This is a genomic window from Agrobacterium vitis (genome assembly GCF_013337045.2).
In the GTDB taxonomy this organism is placed as follows: domain Bacteria; phylum Pseudomonadota; class Alphaproteobacteria; order Rhizobiales; family Rhizobiaceae; genus Allorhizobium; species Allorhizobium vitis_B.
On sequence record NZ_CP118262.1, the window covers coordinates 51,606 to 76,474 of the forward strand.

The 24,869-nt window shown below is 56.8% G+C and carries 27 protein-coding genes; 15 read left to right on the forward strand and 12 right to left on the reverse strand.

The genetic code is table 11. The annotated features are described in order from the left end of the window. Positions 1 to 59: 59 nt before the first annotated feature. The 5 genes from G6L01_RS26050 to G6L01_RS26070 all read right to left on the reverse strand — a co-directional run bounded on the left by G6L01_RS26050 (position 60) and on the right by G6L01_RS26070 (position 2,615). Positions 60 to 296, reverse strand: coding sequence for a hypothetical protein (locus G6L01_RS26050; protein ID WP_060716634.1), 237 nt, complete (start codon positions 294 to 296; stop codon positions 60 to 62). Then, entirely contained in the window at positions 283 to 489 is a 207-nt protein-coding gene (locus G6L01_RS26055) for a hypothetical protein (RefSeq protein WP_060716633.1), read from the reverse strand. The genes G6L01_RS26050 and G6L01_RS26055 overlap by 14 nt, the downstream gene beginning before the upstream one ends. A 19-nt stretch (positions 490 to 508) precedes the next feature. Beyond that, on the reverse strand, positions 509 to 1,837 hold the full coding sequence (locus G6L01_RS26060) for a zinc-binding dehydrogenase (RefSeq protein ID WP_060716632.1): 1,329 nt from the start codon (positions 1,835 to 1,837) through the stop codon (positions 509 to 511). A 115-nt stretch (positions 1,838 to 1,952) separates the two neighbouring features. Beyond that, a complete protein-coding gene (locus G6L01_RS26065; protein WP_060716631.1) occupies positions 1,953 to 2,249 on the reverse strand; it encodes a DUF3175 domain-containing protein in 297 nt (98 codons plus the stop codon). A 51-nt stretch (positions 2,250 to 2,300) separates the two neighbouring features. Further along, positions 2,301 to 2,615, reverse strand: coding sequence for a hypothetical protein (locus G6L01_RS26070; protein WP_060716630.1), 315 nt, complete (start codon positions 2,613 to 2,615; stop codon positions 2,301 to 2,303). A 209-nt stretch (positions 2,616 to 2,824) separates the two neighbouring features. Between G6L01_RS26070 and G6L01_RS26075 the strand changes: the two genes are divergently transcribed. Further along, complete coding sequence (locus G6L01_RS26075; protein WP_060716629.1) at positions 2,825 to 3,994, forward strand: zinc-dependent alcohol dehydrogenase; 1,170 nt, start codon at positions 2,825 to 2,827, stop codon at positions 3,992 to 3,994. An 11-nt stretch (positions 3,995 to 4,005) separates the two neighbouring features. Then, complete coding sequence (locus tag G6L01_RS26080; RefSeq protein ID WP_060716628.1) at positions 4,006 to 4,803, forward strand: SDR family NAD(P)-dependent oxidoreductase; 798 nt, start codon at positions 4,006 to 4,008, stop codon at positions 4,801 to 4,803. Positions 4,804 to 4,946: 143 nt separating this feature from the next. Here the strand turns inward: G6L01_RS26080 and G6L01_RS26085 are convergent, their stop codons facing one another. Further along, positions 4,947 to 5,570 carry a plasmid pRiA4b ORF-3 family protein gene (locus G6L01_RS26085; RefSeq protein ID WP_060716627.1) on the reverse strand — a complete coding sequence of 208 codons (624 nt, stop codon included), beginning with the start codon at positions 5,568 to 5,570 and terminating at the stop codon, positions 4,947 to 4,949. A 182-nt stretch (positions 5,571 to 5,752) separates the two neighbouring features. On the opposite strand from G6L01_RS26085, the gene G6L01_RS26090 reads away from it, so the two are divergent. Next, complete coding sequence (locus G6L01_RS26090; protein ID WP_141747318.1) at positions 5,753 to 7,171, forward strand: sensor domain-containing diguanylate cyclase; 1,419 nt, start codon at positions 5,753 to 5,755, stop codon at positions 7,169 to 7,171. Positions 7,172 to 7,446: 275 nt separating this feature from the next. Then, a complete protein-coding gene (locus tag G6L01_RS26095) occupies positions 7,447 to 7,809 on the forward strand; it encodes a response regulator (protein WP_060716625.1) in 363 nt (120 codons plus the stop codon). Positions 7,810 to 7,884: 75 nt separating this feature from the next. On the opposite strand, the gene G6L01_RS26100 is transcribed toward G6L01_RS26095, so the two are convergent. From G6L01_RS26100 to G6L01_RS26110, 3 genes are all read right to left on the reverse strand, one after another. Continuing rightward, complete coding sequence (locus tag G6L01_RS26100; protein ID WP_060716624.1) at positions 7,885 to 9,345, reverse strand: sensor histidine kinase; 1,461 nt, start codon at positions 9,343 to 9,345, stop codon at positions 7,885 to 7,887. Positions 9,346 to 9,630: 285 nt separating this feature from the next. Beyond that, positions 9,631 to 10,083 (reverse strand): VOC family protein, encoded by a 453-nt coding sequence (locus tag G6L01_RS26105; protein ID WP_060716623.1) that lies wholly within the window; start codon positions 10,081 to 10,083, stop codon positions 9,631 to 9,633. A 500-nt stretch (positions 10,084 to 10,583) separates the two neighbouring features. After that, on the reverse strand, positions 10,584 to 10,766 hold the full coding sequence (locus tag G6L01_RS26110; RefSeq protein ID WP_141747319.1) for a hypothetical protein: 183 nt from the start codon (positions 10,764 to 10,766) through the stop codon (positions 10,584 to 10,586). Between the two features lie 292 nt (positions 10,767 to 11,058). On the opposite strand from G6L01_RS26110, the gene tnpA reads away from it, so the two are divergent. From tnpA to tnpC, 3 genes are read left to right on the forward strand one after another with little or no spacing between them, the layout of a single operon-like run. Beyond that, positions 11,059 to 11,529: an IS66-like element accessory protein TnpA gene (gene tnpA, locus G6L01_RS26115; RefSeq protein ID WP_114386920.1), complete on the forward strand. Its 471-nt coding sequence runs from the start codon at positions 11,059 to 11,061 to the stop codon at positions 11,527 to 11,529. Further along, positions 11,522 to 11,875, forward strand: a complete 354-nt coding sequence (gene tnpB, locus G6L01_RS26120) for an IS66 family insertion sequence element accessory protein TnpB (RefSeq protein ID WP_060716621.1) — start codon at positions 11,522 to 11,524, stop codon at positions 11,873 to 11,875. The genes tnpA and tnpB overlap by 8 nt, the downstream gene beginning before the upstream one ends. Positions 11,876 to 11,928: 53 nt before the next feature. After that, entirely contained in the window at positions 11,929 to 13,515 is a 1,587-nt protein-coding gene (gene tnpC, locus G6L01_RS26125) for an IS66 family transposase (protein WP_060716620.1), read from the forward strand. Between the two features lie 465 nt (positions 13,516 to 13,980). On the opposite strand, the gene G6L01_RS26130 is transcribed toward tnpC, so the two are convergent. Continuing rightward, positions 13,981 to 15,873, reverse strand: coding sequence for a methyl-accepting chemotaxis protein (locus G6L01_RS26130; RefSeq protein ID WP_234886446.1), 1,893 nt, complete (start codon positions 15,871 to 15,873; stop codon positions 13,981 to 13,983). Here G6L01_RS26130 and G6L01_RS26135 point away from each other — a divergent pair. Continuing rightward, a complete protein-coding gene (locus G6L01_RS26135; RefSeq protein ID WP_234614290.1) occupies positions 15,773 to 15,997 on the forward strand; it encodes a hypothetical protein in 225 nt (74 codons plus the stop codon). The genes G6L01_RS26130 and G6L01_RS26135 overlap by 101 nt on opposite strands. 1,057 nt (positions 15,998 to 17,054) lie before the next feature. On the opposite strand, the gene G6L01_RS26140 is transcribed toward G6L01_RS26135, so the two are convergent. Then, a complete protein-coding gene (locus tag G6L01_RS26140) occupies positions 17,055 to 17,558 on the reverse strand; it encodes a TetR/AcrR family transcriptional regulator (protein ID WP_060716618.1) in 504 nt (167 codons plus the stop codon). Between the two features lie 179 nt (positions 17,559 to 17,737). On the opposite strand from G6L01_RS26140, the gene G6L01_RS26145 reads away from it, so the two are divergent. From G6L01_RS26145 to G6L01_RS26155, 3 genes are all read left to right on the forward strand, one after another. Further along, positions 17,738 to 18,586: an oxygenase MpaB family protein gene (locus G6L01_RS26145; RefSeq protein ID WP_156545263.1), complete on the forward strand. Its 849-nt coding sequence runs from the start codon at positions 17,738 to 17,740 to the stop codon at positions 18,584 to 18,586. 296 nt (positions 18,587 to 18,882) lie between these two features. Then, positions 18,883 to 20,247 (forward strand): LLM class flavin-dependent oxidoreductase, encoded by a 1,365-nt coding sequence (locus G6L01_RS26150; RefSeq protein ID WP_060716617.1) that lies wholly within the window; start codon positions 18,883 to 18,885, stop codon positions 20,245 to 20,247. After that, the gene (locus tag G6L01_RS26155) at positions 20,240 to 20,761 is read left to right on the forward strand and encodes a flavin reductase family protein (protein WP_060716616.1); all 522 of its coding nucleotides are present in this window, start codon (positions 20,240 to 20,242) and stop codon (positions 20,759 to 20,761) included. Before G6L01_RS26150 ends, G6L01_RS26155 begins: the two co-directional genes overlap by 8 nt. Here G6L01_RS26155 and G6L01_RS26160 read toward each other — a convergent pair. Further along, entirely contained in the window at positions 20,746 to 21,690 is a 945-nt protein-coding gene (locus tag G6L01_RS26160; RefSeq protein ID WP_060716615.1) for a LysR substrate-binding domain-containing protein, read from the reverse strand. The two genes, G6L01_RS26155 and G6L01_RS26160, sit on opposite strands and share 16 nt — an antisense overlap. 195 nt (positions 21,691 to 21,885) lie before the next feature. On the opposite strand from G6L01_RS26160, the gene G6L01_RS26165 reads away from it, so the two are divergent. The 4 genes from G6L01_RS26165 to G6L01_RS26180 are packed head-to-tail and all read left to right on the forward strand — an operon-like array spanning position 21,886 to position 24,859. Next, complete coding sequence (locus G6L01_RS26165; protein ID WP_081088921.1) at positions 21,886 to 22,740, forward strand: transporter substrate-binding domain-containing protein; 855 nt, start codon at positions 21,886 to 21,888, stop codon at positions 22,738 to 22,740. A 27-nt stretch (positions 22,741 to 22,767) separates the two neighbouring features. After that, complete coding sequence (locus G6L01_RS26170) at positions 22,768 to 23,415, forward strand: amino acid ABC transporter permease (protein WP_060716614.1); 648 nt, start codon at positions 22,768 to 22,770, stop codon at positions 23,413 to 23,415. Next, positions 23,412 to 24,080, forward strand: a complete 669-nt coding sequence (locus G6L01_RS26175; protein ID WP_060716613.1) for an amino acid ABC transporter permease — start codon at positions 23,412 to 23,414, stop codon at positions 24,078 to 24,080. The genes G6L01_RS26170 and G6L01_RS26175 overlap by 4 nt, the downstream gene beginning before the upstream one ends. Beyond that, the gene (locus G6L01_RS26180) at positions 24,080 to 24,859 is read left to right on the forward strand and encodes an amino acid ABC transporter ATP-binding protein (RefSeq protein WP_081088920.1); all 780 of its coding nucleotides are present in this window, start codon (positions 24,080 to 24,082) and stop codon (positions 24,857 to 24,859) included. The genes G6L01_RS26175 and G6L01_RS26180 overlap by 1 nt, the downstream gene beginning before the upstream one ends. Positions 24,860 to 24,869 lie beyond the last annotated feature (10 nt).

The following is a 24,869-nucleotide window of genomic DNA, read 5'->3' on the forward strand; positions in this document are numbered from 1 at the left end:
CGCGTTCGGGTCCGCCTCATCGCGTGCTTGAGGTGCTTCGGGATAACGGACGAAGCGACCTAACCCCGAAACTCGCCTTCGTTCATGTCACGTTCGTGGTAATTGAGGTCCCAATCCTTGGCGCCTTTGTCGTTGCCCGGTGACTTGTTGTTGACGGTCGCGTCATCGGAATGCGTGATGACCCGTGGCTTGGCGCTGCTCACGCCGTTGTTGGATCCCCCGGCATGATTGCTTTCGGATTGCCCTCTGGCGTCGCGCTCGATTTCTGCCTTCGACGACTTTTTACCTTTTTCCATGTTGCTGGCACTCCTCAGTTGTCGGTGTGTCACTGTCTGATGTCCGGTCCGTTTCTTTCATGGCCCGCTGCAAGCCTTTCCCGGCCGCCTTGGCCAGATCGTTACGGTGATTGTCGGCGGCGGGGCTGTCTATCGAACGAGCATCATCTGTCTCGGCCGGGATCGCTTCCGGCGTCGTTTCGCGTGTTGTCATTGTCGATTTCATTTTGCGGTTATCCCAATCGACCCCAGTCGGGATTCCATTCAACGCCTTCGACAAGCTCGACGAAGACGGGTTCGTTTCTGTCGGCCCTATGAGAAGCTGCCAGTTTGAAGGCCGCATCCGGCTCCATTTCCTCGCCCGGAAAGATCGTATCGTCCGCAGCTGTATCCGCGACCTTGCGCACATATCCGCGAATCTGATCGCCGGAGTGATAGAACTTGATCACCAGCGACCCAACAGGCGCGACCTCGGAAGAGTACCGTCGATAGTCAGGACGTTCCGCTGTTGCGCCGGCATCACCGGCTCTATACCAATGCGCGAGGTCCTGACCCTCCGGACGACCTTCGTCTTCCCAGATTTGGTATGCCCGCAATCTCCGTGCGTTGTCGTCGATCACGGTTCTTGCCTGCTGCTCGACGACCTTCAGGACGACTTTGCCGCGGATGTGCTTTTCCCCAAGGGCAGACTGTGCTTCTGCGGCTTCACGAAGCTCGAACGTGCTGGCAACGACGACCTTCACCTTGCCCTGATCGATCAACGCCGCGATCTCCTGCAGTTGGGCGCCATTCGGCTGAGCGGTGTATCGTCCCGCCCGAATCTTCAGTTTTTTGGCGCGTGCCTTGTCCGGCTCCTGGAGTGTCGAGATCAGCGCTCCTCCCGGTTTGACGACGCTGAAGCTACGTTCCTGCGTCTCACCGCCGATCAGGTCGAACACCAGGTCTACGGGCTCGACAAGCTCTTCAAATTTCTCAGTTTTGTAATCGATCACCTGGTCTGCGCCGAGATCGGTCACGAAGTCCTTGTCAGACGAGGACACGGTCGTTGCCACCCATGCGCCCTTCGTCTTTGCGAACTGAATAGCGAAATGGCCGACACCGCCCGCGCCACCATGAATAAGGACACGCTGGCCAGATTGAAGCCCGCCATGATCGAACAGGCCTTGCCATGCAGTGATGCCGGCCAATGGTACGGCGGCGGCGCCGATGGTATCGAGCGATTGCGGCTTTGCAGCCACTTCGTCAGCCCGTGCCGTTACAAATTCCTCGTAGCCGCCATGTTCTGGTGACAGGAATGCAAAGACCTCGTCGCCGATCCCGAAGCCGGCGACCTCAGAGCCGGCGGCAGCGATCTCGCCGCTGACATCGCGGCCGAGCACATAGGGAAGATCCTTTTCGGTGACGACAGGATATTTCCCCTCGCGCATCTTCGCATCGACCGGATTGACGCTTGCAGCAAAGACTTTGATGAGAACTTCATTGGCGGCAGGCGTTGGCCGATCGATTTCCTCGATTGCCATGACTTCCGGACCGCCGAAGCGATGGATACGGACAGCTTGCATAATCGGTCTCCTTAAGCTCAAGAGTAAGTTTTGAAACGAACCGCCAGGCAATGCTCATTCATCTCCCGGGGGATCGCTTGGCGGTGAGCGGGCTATTGGCTATGCCGCCCGATGATCAGTGTTTCGGCTGCTTGCCGAAATCCTTGCGCAGCTCGTCCTTGGCCCTTTCGAGCGTTGCCAACCTAGACTTCGACAGCTGCTTGCCGGCGCGATTGATGTAGAAATTCAGCATCGACATGGCGGACTGGAAAGGGCTGGCCTTGCGGCGGTCGCTCCGTTCAGCCGAGGCCTTCAGCGAGTCGGCGATCTTCTTGGCGCTGCGCTGTTTGAAGACGCCGCCTTTCAGATCCATCGCGTCGCTGTTGTCAGTGACATCCTGCGACCATTTCTGTGTGGATTTCTTCTTATGCATGAACGTTCCTCCATAGAAGAAACGGCGCCACTGTCGTGACGCCGTTTCCTATCAATGATGCGCATGCTGCTCGTTGCGCTTGCGCGTGGCTGCAGCTTTCTTAGCGGATGCTGAGCGCTCTTCCTTGGTGCGCGACGCAGCAGCGGCACCGCCCTTATGTCCGCCCTTTTCGGAGGAAGCATGGTTTTCGGTATGGCCGCGGCCGGAGCCGGACTTCTTGCCACCGCCGCTTTCTTTGTTAACGGTGGCCCAGGCGCGGCGTTCGGCCTCCTTCTCGGAAACACCACGGACCTCGTAGCCTTCCTCGATATGCTCGGCCTTGCGCTTCTGCTTGTCTGTATATGCGGATTTGTCACCCTGAGGCATGGAACATCTCCTCTTGCTTCGATGAAGCAAAGAAAACGACCTCTCGACCGTCAAAGTTCCTTCCGTCATGCCCGCAGGTCGGTCTTTTGCGAGAATTGTGGTCTTCCGTGCGCTTCGGTACATGCCACATCGTCAAGGAACAAATTTTATGACCTGTCGTTTGCAGCCAAGACGCTCGTACAATGAAGACACGACCTTGGAGCAAATAGATGAAAGCACTGACCTGGCATGGCAAGCATGACATCCGCTGCGAAAGCGTCCCCGACCCCCAAATTGAGTACGGTCGCGATGCCATCATCAAGGTCACGGCCTGCGCGATCTGCGGATCGGACCTTCATCTCTACAATGGCGTCATGCCCGACATGCACAGTGGTGACATCATGGGTCACGAAACCATGGGCGAAGTGGTCGAAGTCGGCAAGGACAACAAGAAACTGAAGGTTGGTGACCGGGTGGTCGTGCCTTTTACGATCGCCTGTGGCGAATGCTTTTTCTGCAAACGCGGGTTTTTCTCAGGCTGCGAACGCTCGAACCCAAAACCGGAAAAGGTCACCAAGATGTGGGGCAACTCGCCCGCTGGCCTGTTCGGTTACACCCATCTGTTGGGCGGGTTCAGCGGCGGCCAGGCCGAATATCTAAGGGTTCCTTACGCCGATGTCGGTCCGATCAAGGTGCCGGAAGGCCTAAGCGACGAGCAGGTCCTTTTCCTCTCGGACATTTTTCCAACGGGCTATATGGCCGCCGATTTCTGCAATATCCAGCCGGGCGACACGATCGCTATCTGGGGCTGTGGCCCCGTTGGCCAGATGGCGATCAAGTCCGCATTCATTCTGGGGGCGGAGCGGGTTATTGCGATCGACACAGTCCGGGAGAGGCTGGCGCTTGCTGAAAAGTCAGGAGCCATCACCCTCGATTATATGGACAAGGATATTTATGATCGGATCATGGAACTGACCAATGGCCGCGGGGCAGATGGCTGCATCGATGCCGTTGGAACCGAATCTGATCCATCCGCAAGCTGGGATGCCCGGATCGACCGCATCAAAGTCGCAACCTTCATGGGCACGGACCGCCCGCACGTCCTGCGCCAAGCGATCCATTGCTGCCGAAATTTCGGCACAGTCTCGATCGTCGGCGTCTACGGCGGGTTCCTGGACAAGATCCCGATGGGATCGGCGATCAATCGCGGCCTGACGTTCAAAATGGCCCAGACACCGGTCCAGCACTATCTGCCGATCCTGATGGAGCGAATTCAGAACGGCGAAATCGACCCCTCATTCATCATCACCCATACCGGAAGCCTGGAAGACGGACCGGACCTCTACAAGACCTTCCTCGAAAAGAAGGACGGTTGCGTCAAAGTCGTTCTCAAACCGTAAGGAGATACAGCATGGCGATTGAAATGGGAAAAGGCCTTGCCGTCGTCACGGGTGCATCGACGGGCATTGGGTACGAACTGGCCAAATGTGCCGCCCAGGATGGCTATGATCTGATCATTGCAGCCGATGAGCCCCGCATCAAACAGGCTGCAGCCAGCCTCAGGGAATTCGGCACTTCGGTCGATGCCATCGAGGCCGACCTGTCAACGGAGGAAGGCGTCGACCACCTTCTCGAAAACATCGAGGCATCTGGCCGCTCCGTTGACCTGCTGATGGCCAACGCCGGCAGGGGGCTTGGTAAGGGCTTCCTCGATCAGGACTTCGGTGAGGCCCGCAAGGTCGTAGACACAAACATCGTCGGCACCATCTACCTCGTGCAGCAGGTCGGAAATCTGATGCGCAGTCGCGGCGAGGGCCGGATCCTGCTGACGGGCTCGATTGCCGGCTTCATGCCCGGATCTTATCAAGCCGTCTATAATGGCACCAAGGCCTTCATCAACAGCTTCTCCTTCGCTTTGCGGGAAGAGCTGAAAGACAGCGGCATTACGGTCAGCTGCCTGATGCCGGGTCCGACGGAGACTGAGTTCTTCCAGCGCGCTGACCTGATGGATACGTCCGTCGGGCAGGCAAAGAAGGACGATCCGGCCGACGTCGCACGGGTTGGTTATGATGCGATGATGGATGGCGAAGGCGATGTTGTCAGCGGCTGGAAAAACAAGCTGCAGGCTGCGGTCGCCAACGTCACGCCGGCGAACATGCTGGCCCATCAACATGCAAAGATGGCCGAGCCGGGCTCCGGCAACAACTAAATCAGGCGCCGGACCCATGGACCCAACGTCGTTGGACTAGCAGGCACCCGCTGGTGCCCATAGTAACCTTTGAAGGCGAGAGCTTTGCGGTAGCAGGATTAACCGTTCGATTCTTTTCAAGGCGCACCTTGAATTTAGCCAACTCATTTCTTCGGGAAGGCTTTGGGCTTCGGTTGATACAACCGCCTTTTGGCATTCGAGCGCAGAGCATTGCGAACATCCTTGTCCACGATCGACAGGTCGAACCATTCCGGATCAAAGCAGCCGCCGCACCACTGAATGGTTTCGGCGTATTCAGGATCTTCCCGGTCGGCGATGGTCTCCAGGAACCGCTCATATCCTGAAACCCCGCCAACATCTTCGGGCGGTCGCGCTCTTTCGCCGGCAACGCAGCTCCCGTGTTTGGGCGTAGAAGAGAGCGACAGGAACTCCTCAACCGAGACGGTGTGCCGCCATCCGTCCCCGAAATCATAATTGTAGCTGAATACGGCACCTTGCTCGAAGTCCTGCAAGCGAACCTCGCTCTGCTCGAAGACCCGGGGATCGTCATCGGTCGCATCCTCTGTCAGGATCTCGACTTCCCCGTACCGCAGGCCACCAATCCGGAACTCATAGAGATGATAGTTCCACCAGTTGAATGCGGCCTGAATTCCGAGATGCAGCTGCTCCAGGTTCCAATGGACTGGCAGGACCAGTCGACGCCAGACGTCTGGCTTAATCTCATTGATAGAAACTCTGATCTGCACAGCGTTTGCGGCTTTAAACATTGCCCAAATGAACAAGGTTGGCGGCGATCGTCAAGATGATTGCTCGCGCCGCATGCCCGGATATTTTGCCGTGCCGCGCGTGCGACTCCCACCAAGACAACAGTCTTTGGCAGCAGTCCGGCAAACTTTCGTGTTTGAGATAACGGTATTGAAAGGACCGCCGGCTATCAAGTTCTTAGCTCTTGCGTGAGCGATCCCTTATCGATCGGCTTGGTATGCGTTTCGTTCGTTTTAAACTGGTTGGCCCAACTATTATCGGCGTGGCGGTCCTCATAGTCGGCATGGCCGCCACTTCCTATTTCGGTGTTGCACAGCTAGATGCGGAAACCCGGCGGCGGCAGGAAATGTTGGTCGAGCGGAACGTCTCCATCTGGATCAGCGAGGTTGAATTTTCGCTGACCGCCTGGACGGTCTGGGACGAAGCGATCGCCAACCTCGACAACGAGTTCGATCAAGCATGGACTGATCGTAATATCGGCGCATCCTTGATCGGTACGTCGCGCACGCGCGGCGCAATCGTGCTCGACGCCGCTGATAAGATCATCTATTCCAAGACGGATGAGACCGTGCAAGGTCTGCCGTATTTCGTCAGGGGTCCGTCGGCGATCGCGAAGGATGCGGCGGAACTGGTGAAAGGCGTTCGCATAAGAGAGCAGGAGCCCAAGCAGGCCGGCATTCCTCACCCGATTGCGGTGAGCCGGATCATGGTTATCGGCGAGGAATCTGTTCTGCTTTCTGCCAGCCTGTTTCAATCGGACTTCGGAACATCGAAGCGCAAGGGACCGCGTGGACCCATTCTGATCACGGCCATGCCGATCGCCGGCACGCTGCAGGGCGTTTTCGGGGAGCGGTTCGATCTGGACGACGCGCGCATCGAGCCTCTGCGCGAGGTTTCGCCCGAACGCGCCAGGGCGGCAATTGCGGTAGGACCGCAAGGCGAGGTCGAAGTCCTATCCTGGCGTCCGCCAACTCCGGCAACCGATATATTGTGGCAATCGTTTCCCCTGATCGTCACGGTAAGCCTGGTCCTGATCATAGGATCGTATCTGATGATCAGAACGTCACATTCCGCCGCTCAGTCCCTTCTGGGGCGCGAACGTCAAATGCGCCATGCCGCCACCCACGACTTTCTTACAGGTCTTCCAAATCGATTTTTGCTGGATCTGGAGTTTGCTGCTTGCACGAGCGCTGGCGTGACACAGGTCATATGTCTCGATCTGGATGGCTTCAAAGGGGTAAACGATAGTCATGGTCACGCGGTTGGCGACGAGTTGCTGCAAGTGGTGGCCGAGCGACTCCGATCCGGGACACGCGGTTCGGATCGGGTTTTCCGTCTTGGTGGCGACGAGTTCGCGATATTCATGCCCGGTATTTCGAGCGAGGAAGCAAGAGAGGCTTGTCAAAGATTGTCGGCCTCGCTGGCAGCGAAATTTAAGTTGCCGACCTGTGAGGTTTCGATCGGCGCGTCATTTGGCATAAGCCAGGCTGACGGTACTTCCACGAGCTGTGATGCGGCGTTGAAAGCCGCCGATGCCGCCCTTTATCATGCGAAGTCGGTGAAACGCGGCAGTGTGGTGGTTAACGACGATCTTGTTAGTTAGAGCCGCGCAGGATGACGGTTTTCCGGGTGGTCTCGCAACCGTGTCGGTGGCTTCAGGAAAACCTGCCTCCGTTTCAATGGCTTCAAATCGTGCCGCTGGTCTATTTGCAGGACTTTCCTTCAGCCAATGCATGCGACTGATGCGGAAAACTCCGCAACGCATATAATAAGTTTCTGAAAAATAATCCAAATTCCCGGATCATTATGCCATCGAGAGCGTTATCAAAGTCCTGGCTACGTCTCTGTATACCAGTGAACCACGGTGGAGCTACGGCGATGGGCTACAACGGCATAACGGTTCTGGTTGTGGAGGACGAGGTTCTTATCCGGATGGGCATCGTGGAGTCGCTGCAAGAAGAGGGTTTCGAGGTGCTCGAAGCATCGAACGCGGATGACGCCATTGCCGTTCTCAACAGCCATTCAGAAATTCGTCTGATGTTCACCGATATAAATATGCCGGGTAGCATGGATGGTTTGAAGCTTGCGACTGCGGTTCGCGATCGATGGCCGCCAGTCAAGATCATCGTTACGTCGGGTCATCTTCACATACGCGAGGATGCTCTTCCGGTCGTGGGGCGATTCTTTAGCAAACCGTACGATTCAACTCTCGTCGTCCGCGCGATACGCGATATGCTATAGGCAGTGACATCCTTAGACATTTGTCAGCCTCATTGCACGCTATGCCACGAACTCACAGTTTGTGGCATCGTGGTGTCAAATTGGGGACTGACTGTGGTCATGGTCGCTCCATCCGGTGTCGAGCGGCGCGTTGATCATGCAGCGTACACCGTAAACATCATAGCTAAGGTCTACCTTTCCACCAAGCTGGCCAGACGACAGCGCTTCGATCAAGCGCGACCCAAACCCCCTTCGGGTCGGCGGAGTGACTTGAGGCCCGCCGCTCTCTTGCCATGACAGATCGAGTTGAGCGTTGGAAGGTGAAACGTCCCATGACAGTGTCACCTTTCCGGAACTCACTCCCAAGGCGCCATATTTCGCAGCGTTGGTTGCTAGTTCATGCAAGATGAGCGCGAGGCCCACCACAGCCTTTGGCGAGACCTCGACATCGGGCCCGCTGATGTTGAACTGCTCGGGTGGATAGGGAGATAACGCTTCCGAAACAGCGGTACGAAGGCTGGCAGCCTTCCAGCTTCCTCGCGTGAGCAGGTCATGTGCTCTGGCCAGGCTCTGCAACCTGGCGTCGAAGGCTGTCCTCGCGATATCGATGTCTTGTGCGCCGGCGAACGTCTGACGGGCGATTGCGGCGACCGTCGCAAGGACGTTCTTGACGCGATGGTTCAACTCCCCAATGAGGAGATGCTGAGCTCGCTCCGCTTCTTTTCGTGCCGTGATGTCACGAGCAATCTTCGCGGCGCCGATGATCGTGCCATCCGAGCCGTAGATTGGGGAGACAGCCAGCGAAACGTCCAGGAGACGTCCACTCTTATGCCGCCGGACGGTCTCATGGGTCTCTACCCGTTCGCCTGCCCTGATGCGGGAGAGGATGTGCTCTTCCTCATCAGGGAGGCCGTCCGGAACTAGAAGCGTGACGGACCGGCCCACAATCTCGTCGGCCGAAAACCCATACAGTTTTTCGGCTCCGGTGTTCCAGTCTGTAACCGTCATGTCGAGGTCGATGCCGAGAATTGCGTCTTCCGAGGAGGAGATGATCGACGCCATTCTTTTGAGCGTTGACTCGTAGCCGACCCGTTCCGTCGTTTCATTGACGATACAAAGGGCGGCCAACACATGGCCCTGTTCGTCGGAAACGGGTGAATACGAGATGTCGAAGTAAACTGTTTCTGGAGTGCCGCTGCGTTCGATATAAAAGGGCCTGTCTTTGGCAACGACCGTCTCGCCGCGGTCGCGAACCCTACGCAGAAGCGGCTCCAGATCGTCCCAAAGTTCGGCCCAGTTTTCTTTCGCTGGTTTCCCTAAAGCCTTCGGGTGCTTGGCACCGATCGTCGGAGCATATGCATCATTATAAATGGCGGTGAAGTCATGGCCGCAAAACAATACGATCTGCGCGCCTGAGGGAATTGCCATGTCGACCGCACACTTTAACTGGACCGGCCAGGAGGACATCGGTCCGAGGCTGGTGTTTTCCCAGTCATAGTTGCGAATGATGTCAGCCAAGGACCGCTGATCGGAGGTGTCCGGCTTGTGATCGTGCATTTGAACCTCCTCCCGCCTTGCATTTATTTGAAAGCTTCCTTTTAGAAAGTCAACGCAAATCACGGCTGAAGCCGTACCGCTTTGAGCATAAAGCTATTTGGTACATGGTGTTAGCGTAACCCCGTGCGGTTGGTGAGGCTCCGCGCGTTCGAGCCCATTCAAGGTCAATTAAGGTACTGACGGCCTCTATCCAGGTGCTCGTGTTTCGGCGTGACGCCTGGCTGGGATCAGCAGCGTTTCACGTCAACATGCACGGTGTCAGCAGGATATAAAGCCAGGCGGAACCTATTCGTTTTTCGGCTTACCGAGTTCCTCGGCAAGACCGATGAGAAGACCGTCGGGTCCGCGAATGTAGCAGAGCTTATAGGCGTCCTGATATCGAACGACATCGCCGACGAGCCTTGCGCCGTGCCCGCGCAATCTTTCAACGGTCTCTTCGACGTCATCGACTGTGAACATGGCGCGCAGATAACCAAGGGCGTTCACCGGAGCGTTCCGATGATCAGCCACGACTTCCGGCGTGAGGAAGCGCGAAAGTTCAAGCCGGCTATGCCCATCCGGTGTGCGCATCATGGCGATTTCGACATGCTGGTCGCCCAGTCCAGTGACACGGCCGGCCCATTCGCCCTCGATCGTCGCGCGGCCCTCAAGTTCCAAGCCCAGCTCCTGAAAAAAGCCTATCGCCACTCCAAGGTCTTCGACGACGATCCCGATGTTGTCCATCCGCTTGAGCGCCATACTTCGCCTCCTCCGGTTTTCGGTCTCATTTACAGCTAGGACGTTGATGAACCACCAGATCCGACATCGCTATCGAAATCTCTAGGGGACCTGAAAATAGCAGATCGGCGGTTCATTTCCTTTCAAGGCGATGACATCCTTTCAGCAACGGAAAAGAAAAACTATAAAAGGATTTCCTGTCGAGCCTCGATGCCAATGCCCGACGCGTTCAATATGCTTCGGGTAAAGGTCTAGGGCGCTTCAAACGTCGACGTGCTTTACGACGTGACGCGCCCAGAAAGATCGCAAGATTTCGTCTTCGGCAGGGTTCACCGTTTCATACTCCTCCAACAGCGTTAGGAACGCTCGATGTGGGTGCATGACATCTTCAGGATTGCGGAAGCCCCACTCACATTCCTCGCAATGCGCATAGATCGTCTGCCGTGTCACGTCCTTCTGGAGATAGAGGCGGCCCTGATTGTTACACTGTGGGCAGGTCCCGACATAATACAGTCTCACCATTAGCAATCGCCGCTTCCGCCATCCCCGCCGGTGTCGTTGCAGCCGCCGGTATGCGGAGGATAGTCGTTGCTGCCAGCGCTACCCATCACGCCGCTGCCAAACACTCGCCGCAGTCCCTCTCTCCGTTGCCAAATGAAGACCAGCAGCACGAGTAGTACCAAGGCGAAGCTTACAGCTATCATGAATTGTAACAACAATCCGAAGTCTCCGCTCTACGTGATTGCCCTGCTAGAAAAGTCCCGTCAGCCTGAGACTGGGAAAGCCGCCAAATTTCATAGATATCCCCGCGTATCTATAGCTGATAAACACTCCTACATCTAACTCAATATGGAAGCGGGGAGCGATACGCTGGCGACATGCGCATATTTGGCGCGTAGACGCCGGGTGCCTCTGCCGCTGTCGTTGGATGGACGGCCTAAGTCGCAACGTAAGCGCGAATTTCTCAGCACCTTCAGTATTTGAGCGAGCTTTGGCATGAGGTGTCCACCTAAAAGAGGCGGACACCAAGTTATGGATGAAGGTCAAAAACTTACAGTGCGACTGGTCGGTCGGAATGGAAGACGCCGTTTCGATCAAAGTTCGAAAGATCGCCTTGTCGCGGCCTGCCTTGAACCTGGCGCATCAGTATCGAAACTTGCGCGAGAACACGGGGTCAATGCGAATCTCGTTTGGAAATGGATCAGGAAACATACCCAGGCACATCCATTATCGCCGTCTTCGACATCTGCGTTTATTCCGGTTCAGATCGCCGCCCCGAGCAGCGAGTTCGACATTGAGATGCCAGCCACGGATCGCGAAGAGCGATTGCCGACGGCGAAGAGGAGCGACCCGCTGACCTCTCCAGCGAAGGTGAGAGCGTCATTGCCGAATGGTGTGAGATTGACGCTGGAGTGCCGCGATCTCAGCGCATTGACGGCAATAATCGGAGCTCTGGGTCATGTTTAAGCTTGGCGCTGATCTTCAAGTCTATCTGCATCGCGAACCGATCGACTTCCGGGCCGGCATCAACAGCCTTGCGGTCCTGGTCCAGGAGACGATGGCGCTGGACCCGTTTGCTCCTGCAGTGTTTGCCTTCTGCAACCGCCGGCGTGACCGGGTGAAGCTGCTATTCTTCGATCGCTCGGGCTTTGTGCTAATCCTGAAGCGGTTGACCGAAGACAAGTTCCGATGGCCGCGCCGAGAGGTGACGGTGGTCACACTGACGACCGAGCAACTGCATTGGATTCTCGACGGGATCGATATCGATGCGATGATCCGCCATCCCGTGCGGCAGTATCAGATCGCCGGCTGAAGGTGGCGAATTGAGCTGTTGACGCGGCGACGCGGCTCAGATTCAAAACTGGGATGACCCGAGCCGGCGAACTGAGCGTTGCAGAACTGATGGCGCAGTTGGCGGCCAACGCCGCCGAAATTGCTGCGCTCAAAGCCGAGAAGGAGGCCCTCTCGCAGCGGATCGTCAAACTTGAAGAAGAACTGGCGCTCGCAAGGCTCCATCGTTTTGCACCCCGCAGCGAAAAGCACATCGATCGCATCTTCAACGAGGCCGAGGAGGCCGCGGATGAGGATGACAGTAACGACGGCGACGGCGTCGATCTTCCGGATACAGGCCTGCCGCCTGTCGAGAGCGCGGCGGGAAAGAAGCGTGGCCGCAGGCCTTTACCGGAAGACCTGCCGCGCGAGCGTGTCGAATACGACCTTGCCGACGATCAGAAGGCCTGCCCTTGCTGCGACAGTCAAATGCATCGCATGGGCGAGGCCGTTACCGAGCAACTCCATATCGAGGTCAAGGCAAAGGTCCTGCAGAATGTGCGGTTCAAACATACCTGCCGCCATTGCGACCGCACCGGGATCAACACGCCTGTCGTGATCGCGCCTATGCCGAGCCAACCTCTGCCGGGCAGCATCGCAACCGCCTCGACGCTGGCCTTCGCGCTCGTCCACAAATACGTCGATGGCACGCCGCTCTACCGCGTGGCTCAGACGTTCGAGCGAGCCGGCGTTCCGATCAGCCGAGGCGCTCTCGCTCACTGGGTGATCGGCTCGAGCGAGAAGCATCTTCACCGCATCTATGATGCGCTGAGACTGAGGCTCAGGTCGCAGCCCCTCATTCACGGTGATGAGACGACCGTTCAGGTTCTCAAGGAAAAGGACAAGGAAGCCACCAGCACATCGTATATGTGGGCCTACCGGAGCGGCGAGGACAGTAGCGAGCCGATCGTGCTGCTCGATTATCAGCCCGGCCGCGGTCAGATTCACCCACAGGCCTTCCTCGGCGACTACCGCGGCATACTCATGAGCGATGGCTATACAGCCTGGCGCACATTGGATGGTGCCACGCATGTCGGATGCATGGCTCATTCCCGACGGCGCTTCGTTGAAGCACTCAAAACCAGAAAGAACGGAGGCGGACCGCCGGAACAGGCGCTCCGGTTCTTCGAGCAGCTTTATCGGATCGAAAAGCAGGCAAGAGACAAAGCCCCAGATGCCGGCGAGACGAAGGCCGACTGCATTCGCCGCTTTCGCCAACAGCACAGCTTGCCTGTCCTGAACGCCCTCAAGTCCTGGCTCGATAATATCGCGCCAAAAGTCGTGCCGGACACCAGGCTCGGTGATGCCGTGTCCTACACTCTGAACCAATGGGATTATCTGACCCGCTATATCTCCGATGGCAGAATGCCGATCGATAACAACATTCTGGAACGCGACATCAGAGTTTTTGCCACCGGCAGAAAGAGTTGGCTGTTCAGCGACACCGCTGATGGAGCCAAGGCCAGCGCCGTAATCTACAGTCTGATGCTGACCTGCCGTGCCTGTGGCGTCGACCCACTCACCTGGCTGCGCCACGTGCTTGCAGAGTTGCCGCAGCGCAATGAAGATGCCGACATCAGCGACTTGCTACCGTTCAACGCCTCCAACGCCGTCACAGCCTAGCCAAGCAAGTCAACGTGCAGGGAAAATCGCGCTTACGTCGCAACGTATGAGTGCGGCGTTCATCCTAATTCGCCGTTAGACGCTGAACAGCTTTCGGGAAAGCGAGATGTAGGCGAGCGGTTCGAGATATTACCGAAGCCGATCCCGATCCATGTTCGAGATCCTGCCACGGAGAACACAGGATAACGGGCAGCTCGTCGCGGCATCCAGAATATAGCTTGGCTTCGGTTGATGGTTCGATTCTCAATGAACTTGGATGAAGACTGTCCTCCCGAACGACCTTCAGCAGAGCTACCATTCGCTCGTGCAATGTGACTTCATTTTTGCCGCTATCTGTACCAATCCGAGCGGCGGCCTGGCCAAGGTGGGCCCGCATCTCGCCCACCCCTTAGAGATCGCTCGCCTAGATTAGTATTTTTTTTAAAGCCATACACCGCCGTCGTCGATAGGATCTTCAGACCGTCTTCAAAACTCCTCCCAGCTTTCAGCGGCTGTATTGCCGCCATAGGCTTTAGCGACCTGTGCCGTCAGCCTGCGAGCCGGCGACGCCACAGCGCGGTTTGGCGCTCCGGCAGCTGTCACAGGCGCCATTTGCCGTTTTCCTTCGCCAAACTGGAACCGGCCGATGAGCTCGCGCAGAGTTCCTGCCTCGCCGGCGAGAGTCGCACTCGCCGCGTTGCTTTCCTCGACCATCGCGGCGTTCTGCTGGGTGACCTGGTCCATCTGGTTAACGGCGGTGTTCACCTCTGCAAGCCCGACCGACTGTTCTCTGGCCGACGTGGCAATGGCGTCCATATGCTGGTTGACGGCGACGATATAGCCTTCGATGGTCTTCAATGCCTCGCCGGTCTCGCTGACCAGCTTGACGCCGCTTTGAACCTCGACAGAGGAGTTGCGGATCAGTTCTTTGATTTCTTTCGCAGCTTTGGCAGAGCGCTGTGCAAGTTCACGAACTTCCTGAGCGACCACGGCAAAGCCCTTGCCTGCCTCGCCGGCCCGGGCGGCTTCGACGCCCGCATTCAAGGCCAGAAGATTGGTTTGGAAAGCGATCTCGTCGATGACGCCGATAATGTTTGACACCTGATTGGATGATTGCTCGATTTTCTGCATGGCATCGACGGTGCTTGCGACGACCTTGCCGGAATGAGCCGCACTGGCATTGGCCTGGACAGCAACAGAGCGTGCTTCATCGGCGCGCTTCGACGAATTGGAGACATTCGCCGTGATCTGATCGAGGGCTGCGGCTGTTTGTTCGAGCGAGGCTGCCTGTTGTTCTGTCCGCTTCGACAGGTCATCGGTGCTTTGACTGATCTCGCGGGTGCCGCTGTCGATCTGTGTCGTAGCTTGTGCAACGGCGCGCAGGGTGTCAGCAAGTTGACTGACGGCGCCGTTCAGATCATGACGCAGCGCTTCAAAGTCCGGCGCAAATGGCTCGTTGAGCTGGAAGCCCAGATCGCCGGCGGCAAGACGGCGAAGGCCCGTGGCAAGACCAGAGGTTGCTTCCTGGAGCCGTTTTTGTGCAGCCGCTTCCGCTTCGGCGGTCAATCGAACACGATCTGCCTCGCCTTGTATACGTGCCCCCTCGGCCTCTTCTTCGAGGCGTTTGTTCGACAATGCTGCTTGACGGAAAACCTCGACGGCTCCGGCCATTTCCCCGATTTCATCGGCGCGCCCGGCAAAGGGTACCGCAGTTTTTGTATCGCCGCCCGCCAGCTTCGTCATTGCGCTGGTGATCGTCTGAATGGGACGGGCAATACCCGTCAGCGCGAACCAGATTGATGCGAGGAGGACCACCGCGCACAATCCGATGGCAAAAAATGTCAGAACAAGGGTGGTGCTGAAAATAGCCTGACTTTCTGCAAATACCGTCTTGGCGCCCGTGGCATTGATGTCGATCAGCTTGTCTATATCCGCGATGAGTCTTATGGCCAAAGGCTTCATGTCCGTGGCAAGCAAGATCTTTGCCTGCTCATCGTTGTCATTCGCCGACAGTTTCATCAACTGCGTACCCAGGTCCGTGTAGCCTTTGAACTCCTCACGAACCTGCTTGGCGATGTCCAGCTCGCTTTGATACGTGTAAATTGCCTCAAACTGTGACGTCGTTTCAAGAAACGCGGAGATCCTGTTCGTCACGTCCGTTTCCGCGTTTTTCATTCCCTTGTCGTCCAGGGCCATGATATGGTCACGATATGCCAGTCGCAGATTACTGAAATCCTGCTGCATCCGTGTCGCCAGCGAAACGCTGGGCATCCAGTCATTGGCGATATTGCTGACAAATTCGTTGGTCGTCCTCAAGCGATTGACGGAATATGCGGCAAAACCACCGACGATGATGCCGATAAAGATGAAAACACTGATGAGGGCGGTTTTGATTTTCGGTCTGGACATGACGTATCCTCAAGGGCTGCAAGATGTTTCATGGCTCGACCCGGAAGGACAAAATTATTTTGCTGGGGTGGAAGACACGGTTCTCATCCCATGAAGTCGTGAAATAAATTTATAGTTTCTAAGTCTTAAAAAAGTTCATGCGTTATGAGCGATATTCTGTCGAAAGAGCGCCCTTGACCTGGAGGGCGTGACATTGGCGAAGGCCGGATCGACTGAAAGTAAAGACAATGGCTGCGACAGTGAGCGCAGATGGACTCCGATGCATGGGCTCCTAAACTTACCTGACCCACCATCTGACTGATTAGCCCACTCCTGTCGTTTACGATCCTTTAACCATAACCTTTTACAATAAGGACATCGGCACTGTCTCCTCCCTCCGCTGTCGAAGAAAAAACTCGGGCCCTGAGACATGTTCTCGGGCCCTTTTTCGTTCTGCTCCCTGAAGACGACCTTATCTGGGGCGCGGCACGAACGACCAGCACCACTGGAACAAGCCTGGCTCCATAAACCTTTACGCAAATAGACAACCCGAAAAGAAGGTTGCGCTGGTAAAGTCCGAGCTCCGAAAAGAACTGTTCGCCATGACCCTGGAACTGCAAAACGTAATTCTAGAAATGATCGCCCGTGGCGAAGCTTTGCAGGCAACGCTCGAGCGACTGTGCCGCGAAGTAGAGGCTCTGTTCCCGGACGTGGTGTGTTCGGTGTTGTCGGTGACAAAGGACATCTTAATCCCCTTGCCGGCCCATCACTTCCGCATTCCTACATGCTCTCGTGGAGAGAGAAATCGAGGGCCGCTCGCGTCTTGCGGTTCCCCGAGTGGTTATCGCCAAATTTAAGGCCTCAGGTTTTTAAGCTAGAGTCAGTGTCATCCCGCCGTAACCTCGCGTTGGACAGACAGCCCACGGTCACGAGCCAGCGACTGATGTTGCAGGAATAAGCCTTCTCCGCGCCGCTGCCGATGGCCGACATTTAAGGTGATCGCCTAAGTATGGACGTCTGGATAATTGGAAATCGATCCCGAGCGGCATCCCCGATGTCACTTTAATCTCAGGCTGGCTCCCTAAGTCGAGTAAGCGACAAGACGAATTACTACCGGAGTGGCCCCGCACGGCACCGGCAGAGATGTCTGAAGCACACCGAAACTTTTGGTTTCAGTCTCGTATCATGAGCGGTTGAAGTATAAGGGAGCTCAGCAGCTCCGAGATCTCTCCCGTGCTCCGGTCAGGCTCCTCATTGAGCCACCAATCCAGCAGTTCGACGGTCGATGCCACTGCAATCCTGATCGCAAGTCGACGCGGCAGACGGGTCGCGTTCGGATCCGGCGAAGACGCGAGACGATCAACGACTTGATGCCTGAGTTCAGCGCGTAGCGCGTTTCCAACCCGAGTGAGGGCGCTGACCTCCCGCCGTCGCGCATTCACGGCCTCGATAAACGCCCGGGCAGCTCCAGCCCCATCAAGCCGCATCAACGCAGGCATCATAGCCTGCGCCAGGGCATCCGTCAGAATTTCAACAGCATCGAGGACAAGTGCCGAAACATCCGTATAATGCCGAAAATAGGTAGAATAACCGACGCCGGCGCGCTCGGCCACCATAGCCCCCGTAATCTTATCGAGTGGAATGTCCAAAAGCAGCTCGAAAAGTGCACGGTGCATAGCGGTACGGGATCGCGACCTTCGAGCATCCTGCCGCAATCCTACCATTGTCTTTCCCATAGTATCGCCTATTTATGACTAGTCACTTGTCATATCTCGGGCCGACATAGTGAAATCGCGTTGCCACTTTGAAGGCGAGCGTCGTCACTGTCACTCCTAATAATCAGCGAGGTGTAATAATGAGTGCATTTGATGAACTTCTTAAACCGCCACCGGGCATGGATATAAACTTTGCTCAGCCCGCGGGAGAGCCTTCTCTCGCGCCGGCTGGGGGTGTGACGTGGCGCGTTTTCAGTAATCCGATCACAATGTTCGTAGGCGGCGTTTCAGCTGTTCTGCTAGAACTGGCTGAACCTTCGGTGCGGTCAGGCGTGTGGGATCACAGCAGTTTTCGGACCGATCCGGCAAAGCGCCTGCACCGCACCGGCTTTGCTGCGATGATCACAGCATACGCGGCACAATCGAAGGCCAGAGAGGTCATCGCCCATGTTGTATCGATCCATGATAAGGTCCGCGGGGCAACACCCGACGGTAAGCCCTACTTTGCGAACGATCCCCGCTTGCTCAACTGGGTTCAAGCAACTGCGACATTCGGCTTTACCGAGGCCTATCATCGCTTCGCGGCCTCGTTGTCGTCCACCGATAAGGACGCCGCCTTCGCCGAAAGCGGCCCATCAGCAGAGCTCTTCGGGGCGACAGGTGCGCCGCGTTCCTGGCGCGAATGGGAAAACATTCTCGCTGAAATGGCACCGGATTTGGAGGGCTCTGACATCTTAGGGGAATTCCTCGCGATCATGAACCAGGCGCCAATCTTGCCAAGGCCGTTGAGGTGGGTACAGAGGCTCCTCGTGCGGGCCGCCGTGGACATCACGCCGGAGCCCGTTCGGTCTTTGCCGCAATTGCGCGACAAGGGCTTGCGCGCTGGCGAGGCTTTGCTCATCACGGTTTTCGCCCACGTGGTTTCGGTGGTCCCGAAGCGGCACACGCCGGCAGCGCAGGCAGCGAAACGCATGGGCATTCGTCTTTAACTGTGAGCCGAGTGACCTCGGGCTTGGGACCGGAGCACTGTGGAAAAGAGACCCGGCTTCGAGAAGGAAGCAACGTCCTTGTGCTCTGGATCAGAGCAATGCCAATTGGCCGATCAACCGATTTGGAGCCGCAGTTACAGAAACGGCATCCATGCCCGTCGCCGATACCCACCCGCCTGTATCGGCGACACTACTTTAGTCCAGCTTAAGCTTCCCAACACTCGTTCAATATTGCTTCCGTGAACGCCACTTCATAATCTCCCAGATAATTCACTGTAAAATCAAAGGGGAACAATATGAAGCGACTGGACAAGATGAAGCTTGGTACGTTCGTATATACCTTCGGTTTTCATCCGGCTTCATGGCGCCATCCAGCGAGCAAGGTGACCGCGGCAACCGACTTCGCCCATATGCTCGACATTGCCAGAAAGTCGGAGGCGGCCAAGTTCGATTTCATGTTTTTGGCCGACTCCGCCGCTGCCGGTGTCGGGGATCCAGATGCTTTGTCGCGCAGCCCCACAAAGGCGAACCGTTTCGAACCCCTCTCGCTCATATCGGCGCTGTCGGTGATGACCGACAAGCTGGGCTTGGTCTCAACCCTATCAACGAGCTATTACGAGCCGTTCAACGTCGCCCGCATCTTCGCGTCGATCGATCAGCTCAGCAACGGCCGCGCCTGTTGGAACGTCGTTACTTCGGACCACGACGAAACTGGGTACAACTTCAACCGCCTGGGCCTCGATCCGCATGCCGTCCGTTATGAGCGCGCCCAGGAATTTATCGATGTCGTGTTCGGGCTCTGGGACAGTTTCGAACGAGATGCGCTTCTGCTCGATCGCGGAGAGGGCGTCTATTACGACAAGGACAAGCTCCATATCCTCAACCATGTCGGCAAGAATTTCCAGGTTCGCGGACCGCTGAACATTGCGCCGTCCGCCCAGGGCCGGCCGGTGATTGCCCAAGCCGGCGGATCGGAAGCCGGCATGGCACTTGCCGCCCGCACGTCCGAAATCGTGTTCAGCCTTGCCTCCAATATCGACAGCAATCGCGCCTTTTACCAGAACGTCAAGGGGCGCATGCCGGCCTTTGGGCGCAATCCCAACGACATGAAGATCATGCCGGGCATTGTTATCAATGTCGGCGAGACCGAGACCGAAGCCAAGGCTAAGGTTGATTTCCTGATCGACAACCTGCATCCGGACGTCGGACGCCTGATGCTTTCGGAGTTCCTGGAAGCCGATCTTCGCGGCGTTCCGTTCGACCAACCATTTCCAATGGACCGTTTGCCGGCCGAGCCGAAAGGATCGCGCAAGATGTTCGATCAGCTAGTGGAGTTTGTGAAGCAGGGTCAGACGGTGGGCCAGCTCATCCGCCACTATGCCGAACGACATACCGGCAATGGCATTACCGGCACGCCAACGCAGATCGCCGACTATATGGAAGAATGGTTCGAGACACGTGCCGCCGACGGGTTCATCTTGATGTTCCCCACGCTGCCTTCCAGTCTCGACGACTTCGTCAAGCTTGTTCTGCCGGAACTGCGTCGTCGCGGGTTATTCCGAGAGGAATATGAGGGCGCGACCCTTCGAGACAATCTTGGCCTTTCGATGCCGCCGAACCGATACGCTGCTGCAAGGATCGCCGGAGCGGAACATGGCTGAGGACGAGCACTCCGGCCCCTCGCTTCCAAAACCAAGTGCGGATCAGTTCAAAACGTCCATGCGGCATCTGGCCGGCGCCGTGTGTGTCGTGACGACTGGTGAGGGGGATCAACGTACCGGCTTCACGGCAACGTCGGTCACGGCGCTCTCTGCAGATGGACCAACCATCATGACCGCACTGAACCGCGGGTCTTCTTCCTGGCGAGCACTTGAACGTGGCCGACACTTTTGCATCAATATATTATCGGCTGAACATCAAGCGGTGGCACAATCCTTCTCGGGATTCGGGGGCGCTCAGGGTGCCGACCGCTATGAAGGCGCCCGATGGTGGCAGATGGAGACTGGAGGACTGGCTTTGGAGGGAGCCTTGGCGAGCTTCGACTGTGAATTGGAAGAGGCGATCATTCATCGCTCTCATGCCATCGTCATTGGGCTGGTCCGGACGATTGCAACTTTCGATGCAAACGAACCCCTGCTTTACTGGCGTGGTGCTTATCGTCATTTAAAAGCCTGACGGCTGTCCTCATGGGCCCGTCCTGTTTTCATGCATTTGGACGGATCGATGACGAGATCTCCCTGCTGCCGCCCCTTGCTCAATATCCATCGATGAAATTCCCGGCCAGCAGGCTTGTCGAAGGCGGCTGAAGACCACGCGACATAGTAGGGCTGTGGCATGGGAAGCCGGAGGTCGAATGGCACGATCAGGCGGCCCGCTACAATGTCGTCCCAAACCATGGACAACTGCGCGAGAACCACGCCTTCACCGTAAAGCGCTGCATCGAGCGCCGCATTGGTGAATGAAAACACCAATGTAGGCTCGATAAATGGGGAGCTTTTACAGTGTACTGCTGCCCATTGTGACCACCCTGGAGACTGTCCTTCACTGTCTGCCCATTCAATCTCGATGAGCGGCAATTGCAAGAGATGCTCCGGCCGCGTTACCAACTCTCGGCCTTTGAAGCCGGGTGCATAGACGGGCAGCACAATATCTGTAAACAGGCGCGCATATTGTCGATGCGGTTCTATATGCCGGCCATAGGTAATGCGGAAATCGGCGTCACCATTCTCCAGGTTCGGCTCAGTCAAGTCGCCTTGCAGACGCGCTTTTGCGCCATTGCTGATCTTCTGCCATTCCACCATCCTTGGGGCCAGCCACTTTGCCGCAAGGGAGCGCAAGCTGCTCACCGTGATCGAGCTGGTGGATCGGATTTTTCTCACGGCATCTTGGGCATCCTGAAATTCCTGAAAGCCCCGAGCCAGGAAGTTTCGATAGGATTGCCCCGCACTGGTCAGCTTGACGCTATTACCCGCTCTCGTCACCAGACTGATACCGACAGACCTCTCGAGGCTCTTTATATGCTGGCTGACAGCTCCAACCGTGATGCCAAGGGCTTCCGCGGCAGCCGTCATTGTTCCGAGGCGGCCGAACTCTTCAAACGCCATCAGGGATTTCATCGGCGGAAGGTTTTTTAGGGACAAGTCCGGGGCACCCAAGTTTAATTTAGCTAAAGCAGTCTATATTAAAAGCATGCTTCTTCAATAGGCATTAAATGATAAATTGTTCGATATTGGCTATGAAAGCCAATCAAAAGGGGAACGCTGCGGGCCGTCGGTCCGGGCAAAAAAGATGAGGTTACAATGGGAAGTTTCGTCTCAACTATCCGGACTGCTTTCAAGAGATCCGCGGGTGCACACCTTGCGAGCATCGTCCTTGCTGTGAGCGTTCTGGCGCCAAACATTGCCGCTGCCGATGCACTCCAGAAAGCGAAATCTGCGGGCAAGCTGGTGGTCGTAACCGAGATGCAGTTCGCGCCCTTCGACATGAAGGTCGATGGCAAATATGTCGGCGTCAACAGGGATCTCTTCGACGAGATCGGCAAGGAACTTGGTCTTGCGATGGACTACGTCGACCTGCCGTGGACAAGCGTCCTGCCTGGCTTGGAATCGGGGAAATTCGATTTCGTCGGCGCGCCCATCAATGCCACGAAAGAACGCGTCACCCGTTACGCCTTTACCAATCCTTTCGCCTTCTCCGGCAGCGCATTCATGAAGCGTAAGGGCGATGCAGCGGTTACCAAGCCTGAAGACCTCAAAGGGCAGACCGTCGGGGTGGTGAAGTCCAGCGCCATCCTGCGCCAGGTACAACGGTTCAACGAAACCACCCCCGTTACCATTCGCGAGTATTCGGACAACAACCAGCTCTATGCCGATCTCGCAATCGGCCGCGTCACGGCTGCCGCCAGCTCTTTGGCAAACGTCTCCTATGCCGCGCAGCAGCGTCCCGATACGTTCGAAGTCGTTAAGCCGACATTCGGCATCCCGACCTATTACGGCTGGATCGCCCGCAATGACGAAGACAGCAAGAGCCTGATTGCCGCCATCAACGTGGCCCTCGCCAAGGTCATTGCAGACGGACGCATGGCCGCCATCCAGAAAAAATGGTTCGGCGAAGCCTATGATCTGCCGGCAGTCATGCCCGAACCGCAGATCTAACTGAGCAAAGAATGCTGGCGAGAACCCATGCAAACGATATTACATACGCTTCCCTTCCTTCTGGAGGGCGCCTTGGTCACAATCTACATATCGGTGCTTGGAACGATCGTCGGCATTCCGATCGGAACGTTGGTTCTCATTCTGCGCCGTTCCGGAATTGCTGTCGCGGAGTTCTTTGCCCGCACCTATGTCAGCTACTTCCGCTCGGTGCCGCTTCTGGTCCAGTTGCTGCTCTTTTATAATTTCCTGCCGCTTGCCGGAATCGACATGTCGGCGACGATGGCGTCTGTCCTCGCGCTTGGCTTGATCAGTGGCGCCTATGTGGCTGAGATCCTGCGCGGCGTCCTTGGCAGCATTTCGCAAGGCCAGATAGAAGCTGCCCGAACGCTTGGCTACGACCCTGTCAGCATATGGCGCACCATCCTGCTTCCTCAGGTGTTTCGCCTGGCATTGCCGGCGCTCATGAACGAACTGACGCTGATGATGAAATCCTCTTCGCTGATCTCGGTCGTCGGTATCGCGGAACTGGCGCGCACGAGCCAGAATATCGTGTCGACAACATTTCGTCCAATCGAGATCTACACCGCCACCTGCGCCATCTACATCGTCATCACGCAGATCCTGCTTCTTGCCGGTCGGATTTTCGAGCACAGAATGAGGCGAGCAGGCCGATGAACTTCGATCTCTCTGCAATCGTCCCCTATGGTCCGGCACTGCTGAGTGGATTGGGCACGACCCTGCTGTGCTGGGTCGCCGGCAGCGCGGGCGCCATGGCGATCGGTTTTGTCGTGGTGCTGTGCCGTATCTCGCCGAGCCGCATTCTGTCCGCCGCGGCCCTGTTTTACACTGAGATCATTCGCGGGACGCCGCCGCTTCTGGTCGCCTTCTTCATCTATGGAGCAGGCCCTTCCTTTGGTCTGGTTCTAGAGCCCCTGCCGGCCGGCATTCTCGCGCTTTCGCTTCACGGCAGCGCCTATATGGCAGAAATCTACCGGGTCGGCTTCAACGCCGTTCCCCGCGGTCATGTCGAAGCCGGCATCAGCTTGGGACTTCCACGCCTTGCAATCTTCCGTCGGATTCAGGCACCCGAAGCTTTGGTCGCAATCACGCCGTCACTTGTGAACGCATTGATCGTCGTCAGCAAGGAGACCTCTGTCCTTTCCATTATCTCGGTCCCCGAGCTGACTTACGAGGTTCAGAAAATGTCCATCGAAACATTTGCAGCTTTCGAATCCCTGTTCGCGCTGGCCCTCGGTTACTGGATCGTCGTCAGTTCCATCGCCAGGGCCGGCCACTATATCGAACGCCGCGTCATGCGGCACACTGTCAGGAGCGAATAATGGCGGAAGAAATGGTCCGTATCGCCAGCGTTTCGAAGTCATTCGGTCCGTTGAAGGTGTTGCACGACGTCAATCTCGTCGCCGAGAAATCCGAGGTCCTTTGCCTCATTGGGCCGAGCGGGTCTGGCAAGAGTACGCTCCTGCGCTGTGTCAATTTCCTTGAGTCCTATGACGAAGGCGAAATTCTGGTGGAGGGCAAGCTGATGGGCTACGACATGTCCTCGGGCGCGCGCAAACTGATGCGCGGGGGGCAGTTGCGCGCCATGCGACGCAGCATCGGCATGGTCTTTCAGCACTTCAATCTGTGGCCTCACATGACCGCCCTCGACAATGTCGCCGATCCGTTGCGGCAGGTAAAGGGAATGTCCAAGGCCGATGCTCATCGCAAGGCGATGGAGACTTTGGAGGAGGTGGGACTGGCGGCCAAGGCTGACGGTTATCCCGCGGCCCTTTCGGGCGGACAGCAGCAGCGCGTAGCAATCGCGCGGTCGCTTGCCATGGACCCTCATCTGATGCTGTTTGACGAGCCGACCTCTGCATTGGATCCAGAACTTGTCGGCGAGGTGCTTCAAGTCATGCGCGATCTGGCGAAAGAGGGGATGACGATGATCGTTGTCACGCATGAGATCGGCTTTGCAGCGCAGGTCGCCGACAAAGTTGCCTTTCTTGACGGAGGCCGGATCGTTCGCTGCGGCCCTCCACGGGATGTTCTCTATTCTCCAGAGGAGCCGCGCCTCAAGCAGTTTCTCCAGACCTATCACGAACGCAATCAATTTTAGGAGGGGCGGC

Excerpts from the sequence above, each read along its gene's own strand:
- G6L01_RS26050 (WP_060716634.1), bottom strand. The coding sequence starts at position 296 with ATGGAAAAAGGTAAAAAGTCGTCGAAGGCAGAAATCGAGCGCGACGCC.
- G6L01_RS26055 (WP_060716633.1), bottom strand. The coding sequence starts at position 489 with ATGACAACACGCGAAACGACGCCGGAAGCGATCCCGGCCGAGACAGAT.
- G6L01_RS26060 (WP_060716632.1), bottom strand. The coding sequence starts at position 1,837 with ATGCAAGCTGTCCGTATCCATCGCTTCGGCGGTCCGGAAGTCATGGCA.
- G6L01_RS26065 (WP_060716631.1), bottom strand. The coding sequence starts at position 2,249 with ATGCATAAGAAGAAATCCACACAGAAATGGTCGCAGGATGTCACTGAC.
- G6L01_RS26070 (WP_060716630.1), bottom strand. The coding sequence starts at position 2,615 with ATGCCTCAGGGTGACAAATCCGCATATACAGACAAGCAGAAGCGCAAG.
- G6L01_RS26075 (WP_060716629.1), top strand. The coding sequence starts at position 2,825 with ATGAAAGCACTGACCTGGCATGGCAAGCATGACATCCGCTGCGAAAGC.
- G6L01_RS26080 (WP_060716628.1), top strand. The coding sequence starts at position 4,006 with ATGGCGATTGAAATGGGAAAAGGCCTTGCCGTCGTCACGGGTGCATCG.
- G6L01_RS26085 (WP_060716627.1), bottom strand. The coding sequence starts at position 5,570 with ATGTTTAAAGCCGCAAACGCTGTGCAGATCAGAGTTTCTATCAATGAG.
- G6L01_RS26095 (WP_060716625.1), top strand. The coding sequence starts at position 7,447 with ATGGGCTACAACGGCATAACGGTTCTGGTTGTGGAGGACGAGGTTCTT.
- G6L01_RS26100 (WP_060716624.1), bottom strand. The coding sequence starts at position 9,345 with ATGCACGATCACAAGCCGGACACCTCCGATCAGCGGTCCTTGGCTGAC.
- G6L01_RS26105 (WP_060716623.1), bottom strand. The coding sequence starts at position 10,083 with ATGGCGCTCAAGCGGATGGACAACATCGGGATCGTCGTCGAAGACCTT.
- G6L01_RS26110 (WP_141747319.1), bottom strand. The coding sequence starts at position 10,766 with ATGATAGCTGTAAGCTTCGCCTTGGTACTACTCGTGCTGCTGGTCTTC.
- tnpA (WP_114386920.1), top strand. The coding sequence starts at position 11,059 with ATGAGGTGTCCACCTAAAAGAGGCGGACACCAAGTTATGGATGAAGGT.
- tnpB (WP_060716621.1), top strand. The coding sequence starts at position 11,522 with ATGTTTAAGCTTGGCGCTGATCTTCAAGTCTATCTGCATCGCGAACCG.
- tnpC (WP_060716620.1), top strand. The coding sequence starts at position 11,929 with ATGACCCGAGCCGGCGAACTGAGCGTTGCAGAACTGATGGCGCAGTTG.
- G6L01_RS26140 (WP_060716618.1), bottom strand. The coding sequence starts at position 17,558 with ATGCACCGTGCACTTTTCGAGCTGCTTTTGGACATTCCACTCGATAAG.
- G6L01_RS26145 (WP_156545263.1), top strand. The coding sequence starts at position 17,738 with ATGAGTGCATTTGATGAACTTCTTAAACCGCCACCGGGCATGGATATA.
- G6L01_RS26150 (WP_060716617.1), top strand. The coding sequence starts at position 18,883 with ATGAAGCGACTGGACAAGATGAAGCTTGGTACGTTCGTATATACCTTC.
- G6L01_RS26155 (WP_060716616.1), top strand. The coding sequence starts at position 20,240 with ATGGCTGAGGACGAGCACTCCGGCCCCTCGCTTCCAAAACCAAGTGCG.
- G6L01_RS26160 (WP_060716615.1), bottom strand. The coding sequence starts at position 21,690 with ATGGCGTTTGAAGAGTTCGGCCGCCTCGGAACAATGACGGCTGCCGCG.
- G6L01_RS26165 (WP_081088921.1), top strand. The coding sequence starts at position 21,886 with ATGGGAAGTTTCGTCTCAACTATCCGGACTGCTTTCAAGAGATCCGCG.
- G6L01_RS26170 (WP_060716614.1), top strand. The coding sequence starts at position 22,768 with ATGCAAACGATATTACATACGCTTCCCTTCCTTCTGGAGGGCGCCTTG.
- G6L01_RS26175 (WP_060716613.1), top strand. The coding sequence starts at position 23,412 with ATGAACTTCGATCTCTCTGCAATCGTCCCCTATGGTCCGGCACTGCTG.
- G6L01_RS26180 (WP_081088920.1), top strand. The coding sequence starts at position 24,080 with ATGGCGGAAGAAATGGTCCGTATCGCCAGCGTTTCGAAGTCATTCGGT.